The sequence below is a fragment of the Stenotrophomonas riyadhensis genome (assembly GCF_040256885.1).
GTDB classification, from domain to species: domain Bacteria; phylum Pseudomonadota; class Gammaproteobacteria; order Xanthomonadales; family Xanthomonadaceae; genus Stenotrophomonas; species Stenotrophomonas riyadhensis.
This window is the reverse complement of the sequence record NZ_CP155568.1, coordinates 4,391,038-4,411,980: the sequence shown is the minus strand read 5'-3', so window position 1 is coordinate 4,411,980 and position 20,943 is coordinate 4,391,038. Positions and strand designations below refer to the sequence as shown.

18 protein-coding genes are annotated in these 20,943 nt (G+C 68.1%); 10 read left to right on the top strand and 8 right to left on the bottom strand.

Features of this window, described 5'->3' with window-relative positions:
• Positions 1-6 precede the first annotated feature (6 nt).
• A complete protein-coding gene (gene smeB, locus SriyCCGPB3_RS20355; protein WP_153854763.1) occupies positions 7-3,156 on the top strand; it encodes a multidrug efflux RND transporter permease subunit SmeB in 3,150 nt (1,049 codons plus the stop codon).
• Complete coding sequence (smeC, locus tag SriyCCGPB3_RS20350) at positions 3,153-4,568, top strand: multidrug efflux transporter outer membrane subunit SmeC (RefSeq protein WP_153854762.1); 1,416 nt, start codon at positions 3,153-3,155, stop codon at positions 4,566-4,568. The genes smeB and smeC overlap by 4 nt, the downstream gene beginning before the upstream one ends.
• A gap of 125 nt (positions 4,569-4,693) precedes the next feature.
• Here the strand turns inward: smeC and mnmG are convergent, their stop codons facing one another.
• Positions 4,694-6,583, bottom strand: a complete 1,890-nt coding sequence (gene mnmG / locus SriyCCGPB3_RS20345) for a tRNA uridine-5-carboxymethylaminomethyl(34) synthesis enzyme MnmG (protein ID WP_075675914.1) — start codon at positions 6,581-6,583, stop codon at positions 4,694-4,696.
• Positions 6,584-7,134: 551 nt separating this feature from the next.
• Positions 7,135-7,617, bottom strand: a complete 483-nt coding sequence (locus SriyCCGPB3_RS20340) for a hypothetical protein (RefSeq protein WP_153854761.1) — start codon at positions 7,615-7,617, stop codon at positions 7,135-7,137.
• Between the two features lie 159 nt (positions 7,618-7,776).
• Between SriyCCGPB3_RS20340 and SriyCCGPB3_RS20335 the strand changes: the two genes are divergently transcribed.
• Both SriyCCGPB3_RS20335 and SriyCCGPB3_RS20330 read left to right on the top strand, forming a co-directional pair.
• The gene (locus SriyCCGPB3_RS20335; protein WP_153854760.1) at positions 7,777-8,739 is read left to right on the top strand and encodes a pyridoxal-phosphate dependent enzyme; all 963 of its coding nucleotides are present in this window, start codon (positions 7,777-7,779) and stop codon (positions 8,737-8,739) included.
• Positions 8,724-9,368, top strand: coding sequence for a YdcF family protein (locus tag SriyCCGPB3_RS20330; RefSeq protein WP_180848222.1), 645 nt, complete (start codon positions 8,724-8,726; stop codon positions 9,366-9,368). Before SriyCCGPB3_RS20335 ends, SriyCCGPB3_RS20330 begins: the two co-directional genes overlap by 16 nt.
• Before the next feature lie 235 nt (positions 9,369-9,603).
• Here SriyCCGPB3_RS20330 and bioC read toward each other — a convergent pair whose 3' ends face one another.
• From bioC to bioB, 5 genes are all read right to left on the bottom strand, one after another.
• On the bottom strand, positions 9,604-10,488 hold the full coding sequence (gene bioC / locus SriyCCGPB3_RS20325) for a malonyl-ACP O-methyltransferase BioC (protein ID WP_153854759.1): 885 nt from the start codon (positions 10,486-10,488) through the stop codon (positions 9,604-9,606).
• Positions 10,489-10,500: 12 nt separating this feature from the next.
• On the bottom strand, positions 10,501-11,280 hold the full coding sequence (locus SriyCCGPB3_RS20320; RefSeq protein ID WP_153854758.1) for an SDR family oxidoreductase: 780 nt from the start codon (positions 11,278-11,280) through the stop codon (positions 10,501-10,503).
• A gap of 29 nt (positions 11,281-11,309) precedes the next feature.
• Positions 11,310-12,089 (bottom strand): pimeloyl-ACP methyl ester esterase BioH, encoded by a 780-nt coding sequence (bioH, locus tag SriyCCGPB3_RS20315; protein WP_110714045.1) that lies wholly within the window; start codon positions 12,087-12,089, stop codon positions 11,310-11,312.
• A 17-nt stretch (positions 12,090-12,106) separates the two neighbouring features.
• Positions 12,107-13,330, bottom strand: coding sequence for an 8-amino-7-oxononanoate synthase (gene bioF, locus SriyCCGPB3_RS20310; protein ID WP_153854757.1), 1,224 nt, complete (start codon positions 13,328-13,330; stop codon positions 12,107-12,109).
• 67 nt (positions 13,331-13,397) lie between these two features.
• Positions 13,398-14,441 carry a biotin synthase BioB gene (bioB, locus tag SriyCCGPB3_RS20305; RefSeq protein ID WP_032127076.1) on the bottom strand — a complete coding sequence of 348 codons (1,044 nt, stop codon included), beginning with the start codon at positions 14,439-14,441 and terminating at the stop codon, positions 13,398-13,400.
• A 131-nt stretch (positions 14,442-14,572) separates the two neighbouring features.
• Here bioB and SriyCCGPB3_RS20300 point away from each other — a divergent pair, with 131 nt between their 5' ends.
• From SriyCCGPB3_RS20300 to SriyCCGPB3_RS20275, 6 genes are all read left to right on the top strand, one after another.
• The gene (locus SriyCCGPB3_RS20300) at positions 14,573-15,145 is read left to right on the top strand and encodes a hypothetical protein (RefSeq protein ID WP_110714043.1); all 573 of its coding nucleotides are present in this window, start codon (positions 14,573-14,575) and stop codon (positions 15,143-15,145) included.
• Positions 15,146-15,147: 2 nt separating this feature from the next.
• Entirely contained in the window at positions 15,148-15,711 is a 564-nt protein-coding gene (locus SriyCCGPB3_RS20295) for an NIF family HAD-type phosphatase (RefSeq protein ID WP_228756300.1), read from the top strand.
• A 119-nt stretch (positions 15,712-15,830) separates the two neighbouring features.
• Positions 15,831-17,171: a chloride channel protein gene (locus tag SriyCCGPB3_RS20290; RefSeq protein WP_153854756.1), complete on the top strand. Its 1,341-nt coding sequence runs from the start codon at positions 15,831-15,833 to the stop codon at positions 17,169-17,171.
• 84 nt (positions 17,172-17,255) lie between these two features.
• Positions 17,256-17,951, top strand: a complete 696-nt coding sequence (locus SriyCCGPB3_RS20285) for a ComF family protein (protein WP_153854755.1) — start codon at positions 17,256-17,258, stop codon at positions 17,949-17,951.
• A gap of 58 nt (positions 17,952-18,009) precedes the next feature.
• Positions 18,010-18,561 (top strand): HdeD family acid-resistance protein, encoded by a 552-nt coding sequence (locus SriyCCGPB3_RS20280; protein ID WP_006399985.1) that lies wholly within the window; start codon positions 18,010-18,012, stop codon positions 18,559-18,561.
• A complete protein-coding gene (locus SriyCCGPB3_RS20275; RefSeq protein ID WP_164161935.1) occupies positions 18,558-19,028 on the top strand; it encodes a SecDF P1 head subdomain-containing protein in 471 nt (156 codons plus the stop codon). The genes SriyCCGPB3_RS20280 and SriyCCGPB3_RS20275 overlap by 4 nt, the downstream gene beginning before the upstream one ends.
• Before the next feature lie 51 nt (positions 19,029-19,079).
• On the opposite strand, the gene SriyCCGPB3_RS20270 is transcribed toward SriyCCGPB3_RS20275, so the two are convergent.
• Positions 19,080-20,858: an MFS transporter gene (locus tag SriyCCGPB3_RS20270; RefSeq protein WP_153854753.1), complete on the bottom strand. Its 1,779-nt coding sequence runs from the start codon at positions 20,856-20,858 to the stop codon at positions 19,080-19,082.
• Between the last annotated feature and the right edge of the window lie 85 nt (positions 20,859-20,943).

Genomic DNA, 20,943 nt, shown 5'->3' with positions numbered 1-20,943 from the left:
CCGCGCATGGTTCGTTTCTTCATCGACCGGCCGATCTTCGCCTGGGTGATCGCCATCGCGGTCAGCCTGCTCGGCCTGCTCGCGATCCTGATCCTGCCGGTGGACCGCTACCCGCAGATCGCCCCGCCCACCATCACCATCCGCGCCACCTACACCGGCGCCTCGTCGCAGACCGTGGAGAACGCGGTCACCCAGGTCATCGAGCAGTCCCAGCAGAGCCTGGACCACCTGATGTACATGACCTCGACCAGTGCCTCCGACGGCTCGGCGCAGGTCAACCTGGTGTTCGCTACCGGTACCAATCCGGACACCGCACAGGTGCAGGTGCAGAACCAGCTGCAGGCGGCCATGGCGACGCTGCCGCAGGCGGTGCAGCAGAACGGCCTGACCATCACCAAGTCCAGTGGTTCGATCTTCGAGGTGCTGTCGTTCACCAGCGAAGACGGCAGCATGGACAACTTCGATGTCGCCAACTTCATGGAAGCGCGCATCGACGACCAGATCAGCCGTGTCAGCGGCGTCGGCAACATCCAGCCGATCGGCCAGGAATACGCCATGCGCATCTGGCTGGACCCGGAAAAGATGCGCCAGTACGCGCTGATGCCGTCGGACATCGAGAGCGCACTGCAGGCGCAGAACACCGATGTGTCGGCGGGTGAACTCGGTGGCCAGCCGGCGCTGAAGGGCCAGCAGCTGGACGCGACCGTGACCGCGCGCAGCCGCCTGCACACCCCCGAGCAGTTCGCGCAGGTGGTGCTCAAGGCCGATGCCAATGGCAGCGTGGTGCACCTGGGCGACGTGGCGACGATCGGCCTGGGGCCGGAGAGCTACGACAGCATCAGCACCTTCAACGGCAAGCCGTCGGCCTCGCTGGGCATCGAGCTCAACGCCGGTGCAAACGCCATCGCCGTGTCCAAGGCCATCGATGCGCGGCTTCAGCAGCTGCAGAAGTACTGGCCGCATGGCTACACCGCCCACGTGGCATTCACCACCACGCCGTTCGTGACCATCTCGCTGAAGGAAGTGGTGATCACCCTGATCGAGGCGATCGCGCTGGTCGTGCTGGTGATGTACCTGTTCCTGCAGAACTGGCGGGCCACGCTGATCCCGACCATCGCGGTGCCGGTGGTGCTGCTGGGCACGTTCGGCGTGCTGGCGGCCTTCGGGTACTCGATCAACACGCTGACCATGTTCGCGCTGGTGCTGGCCATCGGCCTGCTGGTGGACGATGCCATCGTGGTGGTGGAGAACGTGGAGCGGGTGATGACCTTCGAAGGGCTGGCCCCGAAGCCGGCCACGCTGAAGGCGATGGGCCAGATCACCGGCGCGCTGGTCGGCATCGTGCTGGTGCTGACCGCGGTGTTCCTGCCGATGGCGTTCTTCAGTGGTGTCACCGGCGTGATCTATCGCCAGTTCTCGGTGACGATCGCCGCCGCGATGATCCTGTCGGTGCTGGTGGCGATGACCATCACCCCAGCGCTGTGCGGCAGCATCCTGCACCAGATTCCCAAGGGCGGCCACCCGCATGGCGACCACGGCGGCGAGCCGAGCCTGCTGGGCAAGTTCTTCATCTGGTTCAACCACCGCTTCGAGCGCACCTCCAACGGCCTGCGCCATCGCGTGGATGGTTTCCTCGGCCGGCGTACGCTGGGCGTACTGTTCTACCTGGTGCTGAGCGTGGCCACCGGCCTGTTGCTGTGGCACCTGCCCGGCGCATTCCTGCCCGATGAGGACCAGGGCATGCTCAACGCGCTGGTGAAGCTGCCAGCCGGCTCCACCCTGGAGCAGACCCGTGCAGTGATGGATCGCCTCAGTGCCGCTGCGGTGAAGGACGACAGCGTGCTCTCGATCCAGGCCACCGCTGGTTTCAGTGTCACCGGCAGCGGCCAGAACGTCGGCCAGGCCTTCATCCGCCTGAAGGACTGGGATGACCGCAAGGACGATGCCGATACCATCGCCGCGCGCTTGACCGCGGCGATGGCCAGCGTGCCCGATGCGCAGGTATTCATCACCTCGCCACCGGCCATCCTCGGCCTGGGCGATGCGGGCGGTTTCACCCTGGAACTGCAGGACGAAGGCGGTGCCGGCCATGCCGCCGCCGTGGCCGCGCGCAACACGCTGCTGAAGGAAGCCGCCAAGGACCCGAAGCTGGTCAACGTGCGCTACGCCAGCCTGGAAGACGCGCCGGTATACGCGGTGAAGGTGGACGACGCCAAGGCGCAGGCCATGGGCGTGAACCCGCAGGACGTCAATGACACCTTGAACGCGGCGTTGGGCGGCGACTTCGTCAACAACTTCATCTACAAGGGCCGCATCAAGAAGGTGTTCATCCAGGGCACCGCCGAAGCACGCATGCAGCCGCAGGACATCGAGCGCTGGAGCGTACGCAACCAGGCCGGCCAGATGGTGCCGCTGTCGTCGCTGATCAGCACGCATTGGACCAGTGCGCCGGCTGCATTGCAGCGCTACAACGGCGTATCAGCGATGGAGATCACCGGCCAGCCAGCACCGGGCGTCAGCTCCGGCGAGGCGATGGCCGAGATCGCGCGGCTGGCCGACACACTGCCGGAAGGCTTCAGCCATGCCTGGTCGGACATGGCCTACCAGGAGCAGCTCTCGGGCAACCAGGCGCCGATGCTGTATGCCATCTCGCTGCTGTTCGTGTTCCTGTGCCTGGCGGCGTTGTATGAAAGCTGGGCGGTGCCGTTCGCGGTGATGCTGGCGGTGCCGGTGGGCGTGTTCGGTGCGGTGCTGATGATGAACCTGCGTGGCCTCAACAACGACGTGTACTTCCAGGTCGGTCTGCTGACCACGATTGGTCTGGCAGCAAAGAACGGCATCCTGATCGTCGAATTCGCGCGTATCCTCGAACAGCAGGGCAAGCGCACCCGCGAAGCGATCCTGCAGGCGGTCTATCTGCGGCTGCGTCCGATCGTGATGACCTCGCTGGCGTTCCTGATGGGCGTGTTGCCGCTGGTGTTCGCCACCGGCGCCGGTTCGGCCGCGCGCCGTTCGCTGGGTACCGGCGTGGCCGGTGGTACGGTCGCCTCGATGGTGCTGGGCATGTTCTTCGTGCCGTTGTTCTACCTGCTGGTGCGCCGCATGTTCCCGGGCCGCGCGCCGGCCGAAGCCACTGCCCCGGAGGCAAGCCCATGAAGCCGATGCTGCTGCGCGCCCTGGCGGCCGCAACGATGACCACCGTACTGGGCGGCTGCGTGAGCATGGCACCGCACTACCAGCGCCCCGAGGCGCCGGTGCCGGCACAGTTCGGCAATGCCGCCACCGGCGAGACCGGGCCGGCACTGGCGATGCCGGCCTGGCGTGAGGTGTTCCTGGAACCGCGCCTGCAGCAGGTGATCGCGCTGGCGCTGCAGAACAACCGCGACCTGCGCGTGGCGGTGCTGCAGGTGGAGAAGGAACGCGCGCAGTACCGCATCCAGCGCGCGGCGCTGCTGCCGTCGGTGGATGCCAGTGGCAGTGTCACCCGCTCGCGGGTGAGTGATGCCAACAGCGAGATCGGCGTCAGCCAGGTGACCGAATCCGATGCGGTGCAGGTGGGCATCAGCAGCTGGGAACTGGACCTGTTCGGGCGCGTCCGCAGCCTGAAGAACGAGGCCCTGCAGAACTGGCTGGCCAGCGTCGAGAACCAGCGCGCCGCGCGCACCAGCCTGGTGGCCGAAGTGGCGACGGTGTGGCTGGCGCTGGCGGCCGACGAGCAGTCGCTGGCGTTCACCCGGCAGACGCTGGACAGCCAGCAGCAGACCCTGCAGCGCACCGAGGCCCGCCATGCACAAGGCCTGGCCTCGGGCCTGGACCTGTCGCAGGTGCAGACCAGCGTGGACGCCGCGCGCGGTGCGCTGGCCAAGCTGCAGACCCAGCAGGCGCAGGATCGCGATGCGCTGCAGTTGCTGGTGGGCGCGCCGCTGGAGGCGGCGATGCTGCCCAGCGCACAGGCACTGGACGGCACCGTGGCGCTGGCGCCGTTGCCTTCCAACCTGCCCTCAAGCGTGCTGCTGCACCGCCCGGACGTGCTGTCTGCCGAACACGCGCTGCAGGCGGCCAATGCCGATATCGGTGCCGCGCGCGCCGCGTTCTTCCCGACGCTGACGCTGACTGCCAACTACGGCCACAGCTCCACCGCGTTGTCGACGCTGTTCTCGGCCGGCACCCGCGGCTGGTCGTTCGCGCCCAGCATCACCGCGCCGATTTTCCACGCCGGTGCGTTGAAGGCCTCGCTGGATGCCTCGAAGATCGGCAAGGACATCGGCATCGCCCAGTATGAGAAGGCAATCCAGCAGGCCTTCAGCGAAGTGGCCGATGCGTTGGCCACGCGCGATCACCTGACCGCGCAGATGGAGGCCCAGCGTGCGCTGGTCGCCGCCAGCCAGCGCAGCTACACGCTGGCCGATGCGCGTTACCGCACCGGGCTGGACGGCTATCTGCAGGCGCTGGACGCGCAGCGCAGCCTGTATGCCGCGCAGCAGGACCTGATCGCGTTGCAGCAGCAGGAGGCGGGCAACCGGGTGACGTTGTTCAAGGTGCTGGGCGGCGGCGCGGACGCACGGTAACGCGCTTGCGCGGGTGTGTGCGTCTTCCGCTCCGGTGGGTGCCGACCTTGGTCGGCACGGAAGCATGCGATCAGATGATTCGTGCCGACCAAGGTCGGCACCCACCAGAAGCAGGTTCGACCGCGTTACGCCACGCGGCCGCGGCGTGCGCGCTCCAGGTGCACCAGCAGCAGCGAGATCGCGGCCGGGGTCATGCCCGGGATGCGTTGCGCCTGGCCGATGGTCTGCGGCCGCACGCGCTCCAGCTTCTGCAGCGCTTCGGCCGACAGCCCGCGCACCGTCGCGTAGTCGAAGGCCTCGGCGATCGGCGTGGCTTCATGCCGCTGCTGGCGCTCGATCTCCTCGCGCTGGCGGTCCAGGTAGCCGGCGTACTTCACGCCGATCTCGACCTGCTCGGCCACCTTGCCGTCGGCCACGGCCGGGCCCAGCGACGGCACCTGCATCAGCTGCGCGTAATCCAGCTCGGGGCGCTTGATCAGGTCCAGCACGTTGGTTTCGCGGCTGACCGCTACGCCCAGCGTGTCCTGCACCTCGCGGCCCAGCGCATTGGCCGGGGTTGCCCACAGCGCACCCAGGCGCGCGCGTTCGGCGGCGACGGCCGCCTGCTTGGTCTCGAATGCGTTCCAGCGGCGGTCATCCACCAGGCCCATTTCGCGGCCGGCCGGGGTCAGGCGCTGGTCGGCATTGTCCTCGCGCAGCTGCAGGCGGTACTCGGCGCGGCTGGTGAACATGCGGTAGGGCTCGTTGGTGCCGTGGGTGATCAGGTCATCCACCAGCACGCCCAGGTAGGCTTCGTCGCGACGCGGGCACCAGCCGTCCAGCCCACGCACCTGGCGTGCGGCGTTGAGGCCGGCCAGCAGGCCCTGCGCGGCGGCTTCTTCATAGCCGGTGGTGCCGTTGATCTGGCCGGCGAAGAACAGGCCGTTGACCAGCTTGGTTTCCAGCGAGGCCTTCAGCCCGCGTGGGTCGAAGAAGTCGTACTCGATCGCGTAGCCGGGGCGGGTGATGTGCGCGTTCTCGAAGCCGCGGATGCTGCGCACCATCTCCAGCTGCACGTCGAACGGCAGCGAGGTGGAGATGCCGTTGGGGTAGATCTCGACGATGCCCAGGCCTTCGGGTTCGACAAAGATCTGGTGGCTGGCCTTTTCGGCGAAGCGCACCACCTTGTCCTCGATGGACGGGCAGTAGCGCGGGCCGATGCCTTCGATCTGGCCGCTGTACAGCGGCGAGCGATGCAGTGCGTCGCGGATGATCTGGTGGGTCTGTTCGGTGGTGTGGGTGATCCAGCAGCTGACCTGCTGCGGATGCTCGTCCACCGAGCCGAGGAAGGACATCACCGGGCGCGGCGAATCGCCGGGCTGCTCGTCCATCACGCTGTAGTCCAGCGAGCGGCCGTCGATGCGCGGCGGCGTGCCGGTCTTCAGGCGGTCCACCTGGAACGGGCGTTCGCGCAGGCGCGCGGCCAACGTGGTGGCCGGCGGGTCGCCCATGCGGCCGGCGGCGTATTGGGTTGGGCCAACATGGATCTTGCCGGCCAGGAAGGTGCCGGCGGTCAGCACCACGGCCTCGGCGTCAAAGCGCAGGCCGGTCTGGGTGATCACCCCGCGCACGGCGTCGCCTTCGATGACCAGGTCATCGACGGCGGCCTGGAACACGGTCAGGTTGGCCTGGCCTTCGACGATGGCGCGGATCGCCATGCGATACAGGTTGCGGTCGGCCTGGCAGCGGGTGGCGCGCACGGCCGGGCCCTTGGAGGCGTTGAGCGTGCGCCACTGGATGCCGGCGCGGTCGGCGGCATGCGCCATCGCACCGCCGAGAGCGTCGATTTCCTTGACCAGGTGGCCCTTGCCGATGCCGCCGATGGCCGGGTTGCAGCTCATCGCGCCCACCGTTTCGATGTTGTGGGTCAGCAGCAGGGTGCGCACGCCGGTGCGGGCCGCGGCCAGCGCGGCTTCGGTGCCGGCGTGGCCACCGCCGATGACGATGACGTCGTAACGATGGAAGGACGGGTTCATGGGGGGCTGTTCAGCTGGGGGCGGGCGCGGACCGGGGGGCGGCGCCGGGGTGGCGATTTTAGCGCCATTCGGGGGCGGGACGTCGGTGCCGGCCGGCCGGCGTCGAAATCAGCCCTAAAGTTGGCAGGATTTTTGCAGATAACCCAATAGCACCCATCGTGGCTGGCGCCGTAGGCGCCCGTGACCGGAATTGGAACAGGGGCCGGTACAGGCGCACGGTGGGGGAGCAGAGGGCCGGCAGTCGGGGGACTGTCCGGCCCTGTTTTTTGGGGCGGCGGGAAAGGCCCCATCCACGCATGGCGTGGATCTCACTGACGCTGGGGCTCTCGCCGGTTCGCGGCCCGGCAAAACAAACGGCCCCGCATTGCGGGGCCGTCTGCCTTCAGAGGTGCCGACATCCGACAGGGCCGGAACAGGGGGGATCCAGATGTTCCTGTCGGATATCGACGTAGAGCTTTTTGCGGCGGCCCGTGTCGTTTTTGTCACATTGTGACGCGGGCCGTCACTGGTCCCGTAGAGTGCGGCTTGGACCGTGTGAAATGCAAGACGGTTCAGCGCTCAACTGTGCGCTGCGTCCCACGATCCATGTTGCGCCAGGGGGAACCGTTCATCCTCGGCGCACTCGGCACGGGGGCCGGACGGGCCTGTGGCGGTGGTGCCGACGGCTGGATGTTCGACTGCGGCGGGCGCCGCATCGAGTCCATGTTCCGCCATGGCGAACCGCCGTTGTACGACGGCCGCGACGGCGGCGGACGGTTCTCGCCGCCATTGCCCGGGCGCGGTGGCGGGCGGTGGTTGTGCGGCGGACGGTAGATCGGACGCGAGTAATACGGGTTGCCGTAGCCGCCGTAGTAGCCGCCATAGCCACCGTAGTAGGGGCCGTAGTTGTAGGGATAGCCGGCCGGGTAGCGGTACTCCACCGACGGCGCACCGTGGTAGTAGCTGCCACTGCGGCCGCCGCCGACATAGTCGTAGGTGGTGCAGCCGGTCAGGGCCAGCAACAGGCCACCGGCAAGCATCAGGCGCGTTTTCATGGTGGGTCCCCCCAGAGGACGGGTGTGCAGTCAGCTTCGTGCGCCGGCATTGAATCGGCCCTTAATTCCACCGGCCAGGATGAATGGAGGTGAAGGCCCGCATGCTGGCATGACCTGTGCCCCGGTCGCCAGCGGGGAGCCTTACGTTAATCTTGCGTCATGAGCGATTCACTGTTGCCCCGCGCCGATGACGTCCTGCTTGCTGCCGCGAGGATCGCCCCGCATGCCAGCGTGACCCCGGTGCTGCGCTCGCACACGCTGGATGCGATGGCCGGGGCACAGCTGGCCTTCAAGGCCGAGCACCTGCAGCGTGGTGGTGCATTCAAGTTCCGCGGCGCCTGCAATGCGGTGTGGTCACTGGACGCCGATCGCGCCCGTGCCGGTGTGGTGACCCATTCGTCCGGCAACCACGGTGCCGCCCTGGCCCTGGCCGCACGGACCCGTGGCATTCCCTGCCACGTGGTGGTGCCCGAAGGCGCGGTCGCGGCGAAGCTGGCCAACATTGCCCGCCATGGTGCGACGCTCTGGCGCTGCCCGCCGACCATTGCCGACCGTGAGGCCACCTGCGCCAAGGTGCAGGCCGATACCGGCGCAACCCTGGTCCATCCCTATGCGGACCCGGTGGTAATGGCCGGGCAGGGCACCGCGGCCCTGGAACTGCTGCACAGCGACGGCCCGTTTGACGTGATGGTGGTGCCGGTGGGCGGCGGTGGCCTGGCCAGCGGTACCGCACTGGCCCTGCAGCACGCCAGCCCGCAGACCCGGCTGGTGCTGGCCGAACCGGCCGGCGCCGATGACACCGCACGCTCGCTGGCCGCAGGCGAGCGCCAGGGGGCGTTCACTCCGGACACGATCTGCGATGGACTGCGTACCCTGATCGGCGCGCCCAATTACGAACTGCTGCGTGCGGCCGGTGCCGAGGTGATCGTGGTCGATGACGCGGCGACGATGGCCGCGATGCGCCTGCTGTGGGAGGTCCTCAAGCAGGTGGTCGAGCCGTCCTCGGCCACCGTGCTGGCTGCGGTGCTGGCGCAGCCGCAGCGTTTTGCCGGCCTGCGCGTGGGCCTGGTCCTGTCCGGTGGCAATGTCGACCTGCCAGCGCTTCGCTGGGGGGCGCCTTGAGCCGCGAGCGCAACCGGCATCGCACCGGCCTGCTGGGCTGGCTGTGGCGGCTTTTCGTGGTGCTGGTGATCTGGCTGCTGGGCGTGACTGCGTGGATCGTCTGGGTCGGTGAACGTGACCAGGCCGCCAAGGCCGACGCCATCATCGTGCTCGGGGCGGCGGCCTATGACGCCAAACCGTCACCGGTGTTCGAAGAGCGCATCCGCCATGGCCTGGACCTTTACGAGGCCCAGTACGCGCCACTGCTGATCTTCACCGGTGGCTATGGCGGCACCGGCGCGCGCTTCTCCGAATCGCAGGTGGCGCGGCGTTATGCGCTCAAGCATGGCGTGCCGGACGATGCGATCCTGATCGAAACCGCTTCGCGCAACACCGTGCAGAACCTGGTCGAAGCCAAGCGGCTGATGGACCAGCGCAACCTGCACCGGGTGATCATCGTCAGCGACCCGCTGCACATGGCGCGCGCGCTGCGCCTGAGCAGGGCGCTGGGCATCGATGCGCTGGCTTCGTCCACGCCCAGCACGCGCTTCCGCAGCTTCCATACGAGTTGGCGCTTCCTGGTGCAGGAGATCTATTTCTTCCACCGCGACCTGGTGCGCCCGCCGCTGAGTTCGCCGGCCAATACCTGAGGCGGAAGCCTGCCTTGGTTGGCACAATGCCGGCCCATACCTGCCTTTGGTAGGTGCCGACCTTGGTCGGCACACTGCTGGCGGCACCGCGATCTGATGGGTTGTGCCAACCAAGGTTGGCACCTACCAGAGCGATTCGCGTGTGGTGTGGAATGCGGTAGTGCCGGCCGCTGGCCGGCAGATGCCCACCATGGAATCGTGAGGTTGCCGGCCAGCGGCCGGCACTACCGGACGATCAGGTCTGCTTGCGCCGGATCGGAATCGCCGACACCGGCACCGCGGCCACGTCATGCCCGCCTTCGCGGATCGGTGCGCCCGGGTCCGGTGCCCAGGCGTGGGCATAGATCACTTCCCAGCTGCTGGGCAGCTTGCCGTCGGCACGGCGCATCGGTTCATACGCCGCCGCCGCAGCGGCGAAACGGCCGCGCCCGGTCAGCGTATGGCGGCGGTCCACCCGTGCATTGGTCGCGCCCATCGCGCGCAGCTCGCGCATCAGCGAGGGCAGGTCGTCGTAGGTCAGGGTGAACAGATCGCGGTCCAGCACCGGGTCGCGGAAGCCGGCCATCATCAGCGCATCGCCGAACTGGGCGATCTGCGCGAAGCGGCTCACGTGCGGGCGGTCATCGGCGGCCGCGAACGCTTCATTGAGTTCAACCAGCGTTTCCGGGCCGAAGGTCGAGCACAGCAGCAGGCCACCGGGCTTGAGCACACGGCGGAACCCGGCAAACACCGCCGGCAGGTCGTCCACCCACTGCAGGCACAGGTTGCTGAAGATCACGTCCACGCTGTTGTCGGCCAGCGGCAGCGCGGCGGCGTCGCCGCACAGGCGCTGGAACGGCTTCCACCAGCCGGCCTGGCGCTTGGCCTGGTCCAGCATCGGCAGCGCCACATCCAGCGCGATCACCTGCGCCTTCGGCCAGCGCTTCTTCATCAACGCGCTGGCATGGCCGGTGCCGGCACCGATGTCCAGCACCACCTCGGGCTTGCGCGCCTCCAGGTAGTCCAGCGATTCGATCAGCCGCGACTGCACTTCGCGCTGCAGGGCGGCGGCGGCGTCGTAGCTGTTGGCGGCACGGGCGAACGCGCGGCGGACATGGCGGGCATCGAAGTGGGACGGCATTGCGAAAGTCTCTTAGAACGTACCGGGGTAGGCGCCGCCGTCGATCAGCAGGTTCTGCCCGGTGAGGTAACCGGCCTGTGCACTGCACAGGAAGGCGCAGGCGGCGCCGAATTCGTCGGGTGTGCCGAAGCGGCCGGCGGGGATCTGCTGGCGGCGGCGTTCGGCCACTTCGCCGGCGTTGCCGTCCTTGCCCGCACTGTGGGCGAAGTTGGCGCGCAGGCGGTCGGTGTCGAACTGGCCGGGCAGCAGGTTGTTGATGGTGACGTTGTGGGCCACGGTGCGGCGCGACAGGCCGGCGACGAAACCGGTCAGGCCACTGCGCGCGCCGTTGGACAGCGCCAGGATATCGATCGGGGCTTTCACCGCCGACGAGGTGATGTTGACGATACGGCCGAAGCCGCGCGCGATCATCGCGTCGACGGTGGCGCGGATCAGCGCGATCGGCGCCAGCATGTTGGCGTCCAGCGCGGCAATCCAGTCATCGCGCTCGAAATTGCGGAAATCACCGGGCGGCGGGCCACCGGCGTTGTTGACCAGGATGTCCACCTGCGGGCACGCGGCCAGCGCGGCAACGCGGCCGGCTTCGGTGGTGACGTCGGCGGCGACCGCGCGCACCTCGGCGGCACCGGCCAGCGCGCGCAGCTCTTCAGCGGCGGCCTGCAGGGCGGCTTCGCCGCGGGCCACGATCACCACGTTGACGCCTTCACGCACCAGCGCACGCGCGCAGCCCAGGCCCAGCCCCTTGCTTGCGCCGCAGACCAGTGCCCAGCGGCCATTGATACCCAGATCCATGCGTCAATCCTGCGGAATTCGGAAGGCGCTCATTGTCCGCCATCGGCCGGTGACAGGCCGGCAACGAAGTGTTGCAGGGCGGCGGCGACCTCGTCGGCATGGCCGAGGAAGGGCGCATGGCCGCCGTGGGCGATGGTCAGCATCTGCGCGTCCGGGGCCATTGCCGCGGCGGCCTGCATCGCCGTCGGTGAGACCAGCCGGTCGCGTTGGCCGGCGATCCACAGGCTGGGCTTGCCCAGCATCGGCAGGGCGCCGCGCAGGTCGGTGCTTTCCAGCAGGCGCAGGCCTTCCAGCAGCGCGCGTTCGGTGGGCGCACCGCGCTCGACCAGGCGCTGGCGCAGGGTGCGCAGCTCTTCGCGGGCGTGCGCCGAGCCCATCACGTCCAGCGCCAGGAAGCGCTCCAGCGTGCCACCGAAGTCGCTGGCCAGCTCGCGCCCGAACTGTTCGAACACTGCCGGTTCCACCGCATGCGGCCAGTCTTCACCACGCACGAAGCGCGGCGTGGCCGCGATCATCGCCAGCCCGCGCACCTTCGGCAGGGTGGCCGCCGCATGCAGCGCGAACAGGCCGCCCAGCGACCAGCCGCACCACACCGCCGGCGGCGTGGCCGCGGCAATGGCATTGACCACGAACGGCAGGCGCAGCGGCGTGCTGTCGTCGCGGCTGTGGCCATGGCCGGGAAGGTCTACCCGATGCAGGGTGAACTGGTCCGCCAGGCGCTGCACCAGCGGCGCGAACACGCCGCCCTGCAGGGCCCAGCCGTGGATCAGTACCAGGTCCGGCCCACGGCCGGTCACTTCAATATGCATGGGGAACTACACGGAACTCAGGCAAAGGCGGGCAGCGGCGGTGGCGCGGCTTCACGCACGGTCAGGGTCACGCGATCGCGCGCGTTGGCGATGGCCTCCACCAGGCCACGCACCTGTTCCGGCGTATGCAGTGCGGACAGGGTGACGCGCAAGCGTGCCTTGCCTTCCGGCACCGTCGGTGGGCGAATCGCGCCGACCAGCCAGCCGGCCTGTTCCAGCGCCGTGGACATCGCCACGGCGGTATGGTCATCACCACATAGCAGCGGCTGGATCGGCGTTTCCGAAGCCATCAGGTCCAGGCCGTGGCGACGCGCTTCACTGCGGAACAGCGCGATCAGGTCGGTCAGTTTGGTGCGGCGCCAGTGGTCGCGGCGCGCCAGGCGCACTGCTTCAAGCGCCGCAGCGGCCATCGCCGGTGGCACGGCGGTTGTGTAGATGTACGGGCGCGCCGTTTCGGCCAGGTGCTCGATCAGGTCGTCGCGGCCCAGCACCAGTGCGCCGGAACCGCCCAATGCCTTGCCCAGCGTGACCAGTTGCAGCGGCACGTCGTCCACGCCCAGCCCGGCGGCGGCCACGGCACCACGGCCATCAGCGACCACGCCCACGCCGTGCGCGTCATCGACGTAGAACAGTGCCTGCTGCAGGCGTGCCACAAGCGACAATGCACGCAGCGGTGCGATGTCGCCATCCATGCTGAAGACACCATCGGTGGCCAGCATCGCCGCGCCATCGGGCGCGTGCTTGAGCTGACGCATCGCGCCTTCCGCATCCAGATGCGGATAGCGGCGCAGGCGTGCACCGGCCAACCGCGTCGCATCCAGCAGGCTGGCGTGGTTGAGCTTGTCCTGTACGCAGACATCGTTCTCTTCGCTCAGCAATGCCTGCTGCACCGCCAGGTTGGCGGCGAAGCCACTGCCGAACAGCAGCGCACGCGGATAGCCCAGCCACTCGGCCACTTCGCGTTCAAGCGCTTCGTGCATGGCGTGGTGACCACAGACCAGGTGCGAGGCACCGGCGCCAGCGCCTTCGCGTGCGGCGGCGTCCTGCAGCGCGTTGACCACGCTGAACTGCTGGGCCAGGCCCAGGTAATCATTGCTGCAGAAGCCGGTCAGCCACTGGCCGTCCACTTCCAGGCGCACGCCATCACGACGGCTGACCGTGCGTCGCGGGCGGCGACGGCCTTGGGCATCGCGCAGGGCGCGCTGGGCGTGGAGGCGGGCGGTCAGGTCGGGGCGGGCCATGGTGGCTGAATGCGTCGACGGGGCGGCTAGGGTAGCGCGTTGCCGCGGCGCCTGCTTGCGGCCCGTCTCAGGCCGCGTGAGCGCAGCCACAGCCGGGCGTATCGGCACTGATATCGGCGTGCACGGTGCCGCCGTGGTCGTGGCCCTCGGCATCCACCTGCACCGCCATCGGTTGCAGGCCCAGGCGTGCGAACAAGGCCAGGTCGCGCTCGCTCTCCGGGTTGCCGGTGGTCAGCAGCTTGTCGCCGTAGAAGATCGAATTGGCACCGGCCAGGAAACACAGCGCCTGCAGTTCGTCGCTCATCGCTTCGCGCCCGGCCGACAGCCGCACCATCGAGCGCGGCATGGCGATGCGCGCTACCGCGATCATGCGCACGAACTCGAACGGGTCCAGCTCGGCACTGCCATGCAGCGGCGTGCCCGCCACCTGCACCAGCTTGTTGATCGGCACCGAATCGGGATGTGCCGGCAGCGTGGCCAGCGCCAGCAGCAGGCCGACGCGCTGCGCGCGCGTCTCGCCCATGCCGACGATGCCACCGCAACAGGTCTTCAGGCCGGCATCGCGCACGTGCTCCAGCGTATCCAGGCGGTCCTGGTACTGGCGCGTGTGGATGATCGAATCGTAGTAGTCCGGCGCGGTGTCGAGGTTGTGGTTGTAGTAGTCCAGGCCGGCGTCCTTGAGCGCACGTGCCTGTTCGCCACTGAGCATGCCCAGCGTGGCACAGGTCTCCAGGCCCAGCGCCTTCACCCCGGCGATCATTGCCGCCACCTTCGGAATGTCGCGGTCCTTCGGCGAACGCCACGCGGCACCCATGCAGAAGCGCGAGGCACCGGCGGCCTTGGCCTGGCGTGCCTTGGCCAGCACTGCGTCGGTCTCCATCAGTTTCTGCGCGTTCACCCCGGTGTTGTAGCGCTGCGCCTGCGGGCAGTACGCGCAGTCTTCCGGGCAGCCGCCGGTCTTCACCGACAGCAACGTGGAGACCTGCACCTGCGAGGGGTCGAAGTGCTCGCGGTGGACCGCTGCGGCGCGGAACAGCAGCTCGGGGAACGGCAGATCGAACAGTGCCTGCAGTTCGTCGTGTTGCCAGTCGTGGCGGATGGCAGCAGCCATGGCGGGACCTTGGGTACGAGTGGAGCGAGGGCGGCAGTGTGGGTGGGTGTGTCCGGACTGTCAACCATTGTTGATTTAGATTGGTTTACGGGGTTCGTGCCTAGAATGGAGCCCCCACGCAAAGGACGGCCATGAACGCTGCATCGATCACGCGCGCTGCGGTTGCTGTAGTGGCCCTTGCCCTGGGACTGGCAGCAGCGGCTGCCTGCGCGGCCGAGCCGACTGCTGCGGAGATTGACGAAAACTCCCGCGTCCGTGAGGCGATCTTCCGTGGCGAGCAGGGCGGCCCGCAGCTCACTGATTACCCTGTGGCGAAGGTCTACGGCGGACCTGCCGCTGCGCTGGACATGAGTACGCATGAGGCGCGCATGTTCAAGACGCGGATGTCCGCCGCATTGAAGGACGGCAAGGTCGAGTTCGCCGGCGAGTACACCGTGGCCGGCTGGGGCTGCGGCACGGGGTGCTTCTCGCAGACCTTCATCAGCCTGCGCACCGGCAAGCCGCTGCCGCAGAGCCTGGGTGGGGAGCTCGGCCCGAACATCGTCCGGATCGATCCGCACAGCGCGCTGGTGGTGGCCGAAGGCACCGAGTACGACAGCAACTACGACAGGACCGGTCACTACGCCTACTTCTATGTGCTGGAAGGGCATGCGTTGAAGCTGATCCGGAAGGTAGCGGTGCCGGAGGCTTTGGAAGAGGAATGAGTATGAAACCGGATGCAATGCCGCCAGGTGGAAAACTGCTGGTACTCGACCTGGACGAGACGTTGGTGCACGCAAGCGAGCGCGAACTGGAGCGGCCGGCGGACTTCCGCCTTGTCGGCTACCACGTCTACCTGCGGCCTCACCTGCAGGCGTTCCTCGACTATGCCTTCGCCCATTTCACGGTGGGGGTGTGGACGTCTTCCGGGCAGTTGTATGCGGAGCCGCTGGTGGCCCGCCTGATGCCGGGCCGCCCGCTCGCATTCCTGTGGTCCGCGCAGCGATGCAGCACGGCGCGTGACTGGGACACTGGCGGCTATGCGTCGCAGAAACGGTTGGGCAAGCTGAAGCGACACGGCTTCCGGTTGGAGCAGATGATCGGTATCGACGACACGCCCGGCAAGTACGCCAGAAACTACGGAAACCTGGTCGAGGTGCGCGAGTTCACCGGTGATGCGAGCGATGATGAGTTGGCACATCTGCCGCTCTATCTGGAATGGCTGCGGCAGCAGCCCAACGTGCGCAGCGTGGAAAAGCGCCGGTGGCGGGAGCGATTGCCCGCCCAGTAGTGCACGCACGCGGCAGGCTGTCGGGAGGATCCATGGCCGGGCATTTCACCGCATCCTGCAAGGCCTTCAGCCACAGTAGCCGCTGTCCGCCTTCCCCCGCAGCGTCCAGACTGCCCCGCATGACCGATCTTCACCGCCTCCGCGGCCGCATCACCGCGCTGGTTCTCAGCGAGGCCTGGCGTCGCCGTGCCGCGCTCTGGGGCGGCGCCGTGGCCGTGGCGCTGGTGGCCATCCTGTTCGCCAAGGCCAGTGACGCGGCCTTCCATCTGTTCCAGCGCATCACGTCGCACTCGCCGTGGTGGGCGCTGCTGCTCACACCGGGCATCTTCGCGCTGTTGGCCTGGTTGACCGCGGGCGTGCTGAAACCCACGCGTGGCAGCGGCATTCCGCAGGTCATTGCCGCACTGGACAAGCCCGATGAGTCGTTCCGCAGGACCAATCTTTCGCCCGCAGTCTCGGCCGGCAAGCTGCTGCTGACCTCGTTGTCGCTGCTGGGCGGCGCGTCGGTCGGGCGCGAGGGCCCGACGGTGCATGTGGGTGCCAGCCTGATGTACCTGTTCGGCCGCTGGTTCGGCTTCAAGGACCCGCGCGAACTCTCGCACTTCCTGCTGGCCGGTGGTGCAGCGGGTATCGCGGCGGCGTTCAACACGCCGTTGGCCGGTATCGTCTTTGCCATCGAGGAGCTCAGCGGCCGTTTCGAGCATCGCTTCTCCGGCACCCTGCTGACCGCGGTGATCGTCGGTGGCGTGGTGTCGCTGGGCCTGCTGGGCAACTACACCTACTTCGGTCATGTGAGCGCACGCCTGCCGCTGGGCCAGGGCTGGCTGGCAATCCTGCTGTGCGGCGTGGTGGCGGGCTTGCTGGGAGGCCTGTTCGCGCGTGCGGTGCTGGCCAGTGCGGCGGGCCGCCCGCGCTGGCTCGGGCAACTGCGCCAGCGGCATCCGGTTCTGTTGGCCGCAGGCTGCGGCCTGGTGGTGGTACTGCTCGCCCTGGTCTTCGGTGAAGGCGCGTTCGGCACCGGCTACGAGCAGGCGCGCAGCCTGGTGCAGGGACAGGCGATGGTCGGCCACGAGTTCGGGTTGATGAAGCTGCTCGCGAACCTGGCGTCCTATGTGGCGGGCATTCCCGGTGGCCTGTTCTCGCCGGCGCTGGCGGTCGGTGCCGGACTGGGCCACAACCTGGCGGTCCTGATGCCGGGCGTGGACCCGCGCGCGTTCGTGCTGTTGGGCATGTGCGCCTATCTGACCGGCGTCACCCAGGCACCGCTGACTTCGGCGGTGATCTCGCTGGAGCTGACCGACAGTGGTGATCTGCTGCTGCCGATCCTGGCCACGGTGCTGATCGCGCGTGGCGTGTCCGGGCTCGTGTGCCGGGTGCCGATCTATCGTGGTCTGGCGGAGGTGTTGATGATGCCCGCCGTGCCGCCGTCGGATGCCGGGGATCGCGAACGCACGCCCTGAAGGGCGCGCGGTAACAGATAGCGCTGACACTGCAGCACGCGGTCCGCTGATGGTGAAGCTGACGCAGCGATGGAAGGCTGGCGCATGCGCATCAACTTCCTGCACGCGGCAAGCACTGTCCCTCACGCGCTGCTTCGCGTCCTGCTGCCACTGCGTTGCCTGGTCTGCAACGACCCCGGCCACGATGGGCTGGATCTGTGCGCCGCGTGCTATGCGGAACTTCCGTGGTCGGGCCGCGCCTGCCTGCGCTGCGCACTGCCGTTGCCGGACAACGCGCTGATCGTCTGCGGCAGCTGCCGTGAGGAAGCGCCACCGCAGGCCGCTACCCATGCCAGCTTGTTGTACCTGCCGCCGGTCGACCAGCTGCTGGTGCGCTACAAGTTCCATCAGGATCTCGCAGCGGGTCGCCTGCTCGCGCAGTTGATGCAGCGCGCACCGCCGCCCTGGTGGTGCCCTCTACTGGTGCCGGTGCCGCTGCACACCCGTCGCCTGCGCCAGCGCGGCTACAACCAGGCCGCAGAACTGTGCCGCCTGCTGTCGATACCGGTCTGGCAGGGGCTGTATCGGCGGCGGCATACCGCGCCGCAGTCCGAGCGTACGGCCGAACAGCGCAGGGAGAACCTGTTCGATGCGTTCGATGTACGTGGTCCGGTGCCGCCGCGACTGACCGTGGTGGACGATGTGATGACCACCGGCAGCACGGTGATGGAGGTTGCGGAGACGCTGCGGTGGGTGGGAGCGGACGAGGTGCGGGTATGGGTCTGCGCGCGGGCGCCGTGATCGTCCTCTTCATCACCAGGGGCTAGGATGAGCCCGGTTCCGGATCGAAGGAGTGGCCATGAATTCCCCCTTGTCTCCCCTGTTGTCGGCGGTTGGGCGCAGTTGGTGGATCCTGCTGCTGTATGGGCTGGTTGCGCTTGGCTTTGGCATCGTCGCCATCGGCTGGCCGCTGTCTGCAGCCATGGCATTGGCATGGACGCTGGGTGTGATGGCCATCGTTGAAGGTGTCATCAGCCTGTTCGCACTGGTCAGCGGCGGCAGCGGTGCCTCGCGTGGCTGGCTGGCGCTGTATGCCATCGCCTCGTTGGGTTTCGGCATCCTGGCGGTGATCAATCCGCTGGCCACCGCCAGCGTCCTGGTGCTGTTCCTGGCAGCGTGGCTGCTGGTGGCCGGCATCTATCGCATCGTGTTCGCGATCCGCGTGCGCAAGCAGATCCAGGGCGAGTGGCTGCTGATCCTCAGTGGCGTGCTGGCGGTGGTGCTGGGCCTGCTGTTTGCGGCCAATCCGTATGCGGGCGTGGCGGTGACCACGTTGTGGATCGGCATCGGCAGCCTGCTGTACGGGCTGTTGCAGGTGCTGGTGGCGTTCAAGCTGCGGAAGCTGAAGTGAGGGCTGCGCTTCCCCTATTGCTGGGCATGGTATTGAGCTTGGCCGGATGCATGCAGGGCGCCACGCCCGGTGCGTTGGCAGGCAAGGATCATGCGCCGCGCCCCGGCGTGGATGTGCGCCTGAGCGCGGTCGATGCAGCCGGCAAGGGCACGCCGGCGCAGTGGCAGGGCGAGACCCTGGCGCTGCGCGAGCCACCGATTGCCGGCAGCGCGGATATTGCCGATGTGCGCTATGTGCTGGATGAAGGCAAGCAGCCGGGCCTGCAGATCCGCTATCGGCCGGAGGCGCATCAGCGCATCCACGATGGCACCGCGGCACTGGTGGGCCAGCGTGCGGCGATCAGCGTGGATGGTCGCGTGCTGATGGTGGCGACGGTGCAGGGGCCGTTCGGCGAATCGATGATGCTGAGCGGGTTGTCCAGCGTTGCCGAGGCGCGGGAGCTGGCGAAGCACATCACTGGCGAATGACGGGCGCGCCATGAACCCGCGCTGCGCGCGGAGGTCGACCAAGGTCGACCGCTACCGGGCGAAGCGGGCCTCGATCTCTTCCAGGGATTTGCCCTTGGTCTCCGGCAGCCAGAACGCGGCCACCAGGAAGAACACGAAGGTGCACGCCGCCCAGAACACGAACATGCTGGCGTAGCCGTAGTGGCCCACCGTGGGCAGGAAGATGGCGGCGATGGTGGTGGACACGAACTGGTTGATCAGCAGCGCGATGCTCATGCCGTTGGAGCGGATGCGGTTCGGCATCAGCTCCGACAGTGCCAGCCATACGCAGACGCCGGGGCCGACCGCGAAGAATGCGACGAACACCAGGATGCAGGCGGCCACTGCCCAGCCGTGTGCCGGTGGCGGCACCGGGCCGATGCGGGCCTGCTCGATGCGCAGCGGTGCTTGCGCGGCCTTGGCCGGATCGGCGAACGGGTTCAGGTGCAGTTTGCGGAAGAACGCGCCGATCACGCTGTCCGGCTGCACGGTGCCCGCACGCTCGATGCGCAGCTCGCGGTCGGTCAGGTTGTCGCTGCGCAGGGCGCGCACATTGGTGAAGTCGCCATAGGCATACGACACGGTCAGCTGCAGCGGCCGGCCTTCGCTGTCGATGCCAGCGCCAAGGCGCTGCCACTGCGCATCATCCAGTACCAGTTGCAGCCCATCGCCGCTGACCGCCGCCTGCAGCTGCGGCTGCACGTCGGTGCGGCCGCGTTCGGCCTGGAAGAAGAGGGTGGCGGCGGCCAGCAGGGCCACGCAGATGCCGCCACTGCCGAGCATCAGCAGGAACTTGCGGCCCTTGCGGTCGACCAGCAGCAGCGCGACCACGGTCATCACCGCATTGAGCAGCTTGATCGCCACGTCGGCGCCGTTGGCCACCGAGCCGGACAGGCCGGCCTGGTTGAGGATGTTCACCGCGTAGGCCAGCACCGAGTTGATGCCGGTGGCCTGGGTGCAGGCCAGCACCACGCAGGCGAGCAGGAACGGCACCACGTAGCGGCGACTGAGCAGCGGGTCGCGCTTGCCGCTGCTGCCGCTCGATTCCGGTGCCTGGATCTGTGCAAGCGTGGGCTCCACCTCCGAAGCCGGCAGTACGCGCTGCAGGCTGCGGCGCGCATCATCGATGCGACCGCGGCGCACCAGCCAGCGCGGCGATTCGGACAGCCAGAAGATGCCGGCGCAGAACAGCAGGCCCGGCGCCAGGCAGGTCCAGAAGATGGTGCGCCAGGCGTGGTCCTTCACCGCAAACAGCTCCTGCGCCTGCTGCGCGACCGGCAGTGAGCGCACGGCTTCGGCGGCGGCATCCACGGCGTGGGCGTGGTACAGGCCGATCAGGGCAGCCAGCACCAGGCCAACGGTCAGCAGCAGCTGGAACATGGCCGCGCCGCGCCCGCGTCGCTCTGGGCTGAGCACTTCGGCCAGGTACAGCGGAATCACTACGCCGATCAGGCCGCCACTGATGCCCTGCAGCAGCCGGCCGAGCAGCAGGGGCGTGTAGCCGGATGCCAGTGCCATGATCGGGATCGAGGCAGTGAACAGCAGGCCGGCCAGCAGCATCGCACCGCGGCGGCCGATCAGGTCGGCGACCATGCCGGCGAACAGCGAGGACAGCACGCTGCCCAGCAGCACTGCCGCGACGACGAAGCCGAGCTGCTGGCTGCTGAGCTGCCAGGCGTGGCTGGCAGTCGCTTCAAGATAGGGCAGGGCGCCGGCGATGATGCCGATGTCGATGCCGTACAGCAGGCCACCGAGGCCGCCGATGAAGAGCAGGTAGCGTACGGGCCAGCGCGGAGCGGTGCTTGCAGTCATCGGCAGTTCCTGTGGTAGCGCCGGGCTATGCCCGGCGACGGTTCGTCGCAGATTGCTTTCTGTAGAGTCGAGCCATGCTCGACTG

Excerpts from the sequence above, each read along its gene's own strand:
- smeC (WP_153854762.1), top strand. The coding sequence starts at position 3,153 with ATGAAGCCGATGCTGCTGCGCGCCCTGGCGGCCGCAACGATGACCACC.
- mnmG (WP_075675914.1), bottom strand. The coding sequence starts at position 6,583 with ATGAACCCGTCCTTCCATCGTTACGACGTCATCGTCATCGGCGGTGGC.
- SriyCCGPB3_RS20270 (WP_153854753.1), bottom strand. The coding sequence starts at position 20,858 with ATGACTGCAAGCACCGCTCCGCGCTGGCCCGTACGCTACCTGCTCTTC.
- SriyCCGPB3_RS20340 (WP_153854761.1), bottom strand. The coding sequence starts at position 7,617 with ATGAAAACGCGCCTGATGCTTGCCGGTGGCCTGTTGCTGGCCCTGACC.
- bioC (WP_153854759.1), bottom strand. The coding sequence starts at position 10,488 with ATGCCGTCCCACTTCGATGCCCGCCATGTCCGCCGCGCGTTCGCCCGT.
- SriyCCGPB3_RS20295 (WP_228756300.1), top strand. The coding sequence starts at position 15,148 with ATGAAACCGGATGCAATGCCGCCAGGTGGAAAACTGCTGGTACTCGAC.
- SriyCCGPB3_RS20320 (WP_153854758.1), bottom strand. The coding sequence starts at position 11,280 with ATGGATCTGGGTATCAATGGCCGCTGGGCACTGGTCTGCGGCGCAAGC.
- bioB (WP_032127076.1), bottom strand. The coding sequence starts at position 14,441 with ATGGCTGCTGCCATCCGCCACGACTGGCAACACGACGAACTGCAGGCA.
- smeB (WP_153854763.1), top strand. The coding sequence starts at position 7 with ATGGTTCGTTTCTTCATCGACCGGCCGATCTTCGCCTGGGTGATCGCC.
- SriyCCGPB3_RS20290 (WP_153854756.1), top strand. The coding sequence starts at position 15,831 with ATGACCGATCTTCACCGCCTCCGCGGCCGCATCACCGCGCTGGTTCTC.
- bioF (WP_153854757.1), bottom strand. The coding sequence starts at position 13,330 with ATGGCCCGCCCCGACCTGACCGCCCGCCTCCACGCCCAGCGCGCCCTG.
- bioH (WP_110714045.1), bottom strand. The coding sequence starts at position 12,089 with ATGCATATTGAAGTGACCGGCCGTGGGCCGGACCTGGTACTGATCCAC.
- SriyCCGPB3_RS20335 (WP_153854760.1), top strand. The coding sequence starts at position 7,777 with ATGAGCGATTCACTGTTGCCCCGCGCCGATGACGTCCTGCTTGCTGCC.
- SriyCCGPB3_RS20300 (WP_110714043.1), top strand. The coding sequence starts at position 14,573 with ATGAACGCTGCATCGATCACGCGCGCTGCGGTTGCTGTAGTGGCCCTT.
- SriyCCGPB3_RS20280 (WP_006399985.1), top strand. The coding sequence starts at position 18,010 with ATGAATTCCCCCTTGTCTCCCCTGTTGTCGGCGGTTGGGCGCAGTTGG.
- SriyCCGPB3_RS20285 (WP_153854755.1), top strand. The coding sequence starts at position 17,256 with ATGCGCATCAACTTCCTGCACGCGGCAAGCACTGTCCCTCACGCGCTG.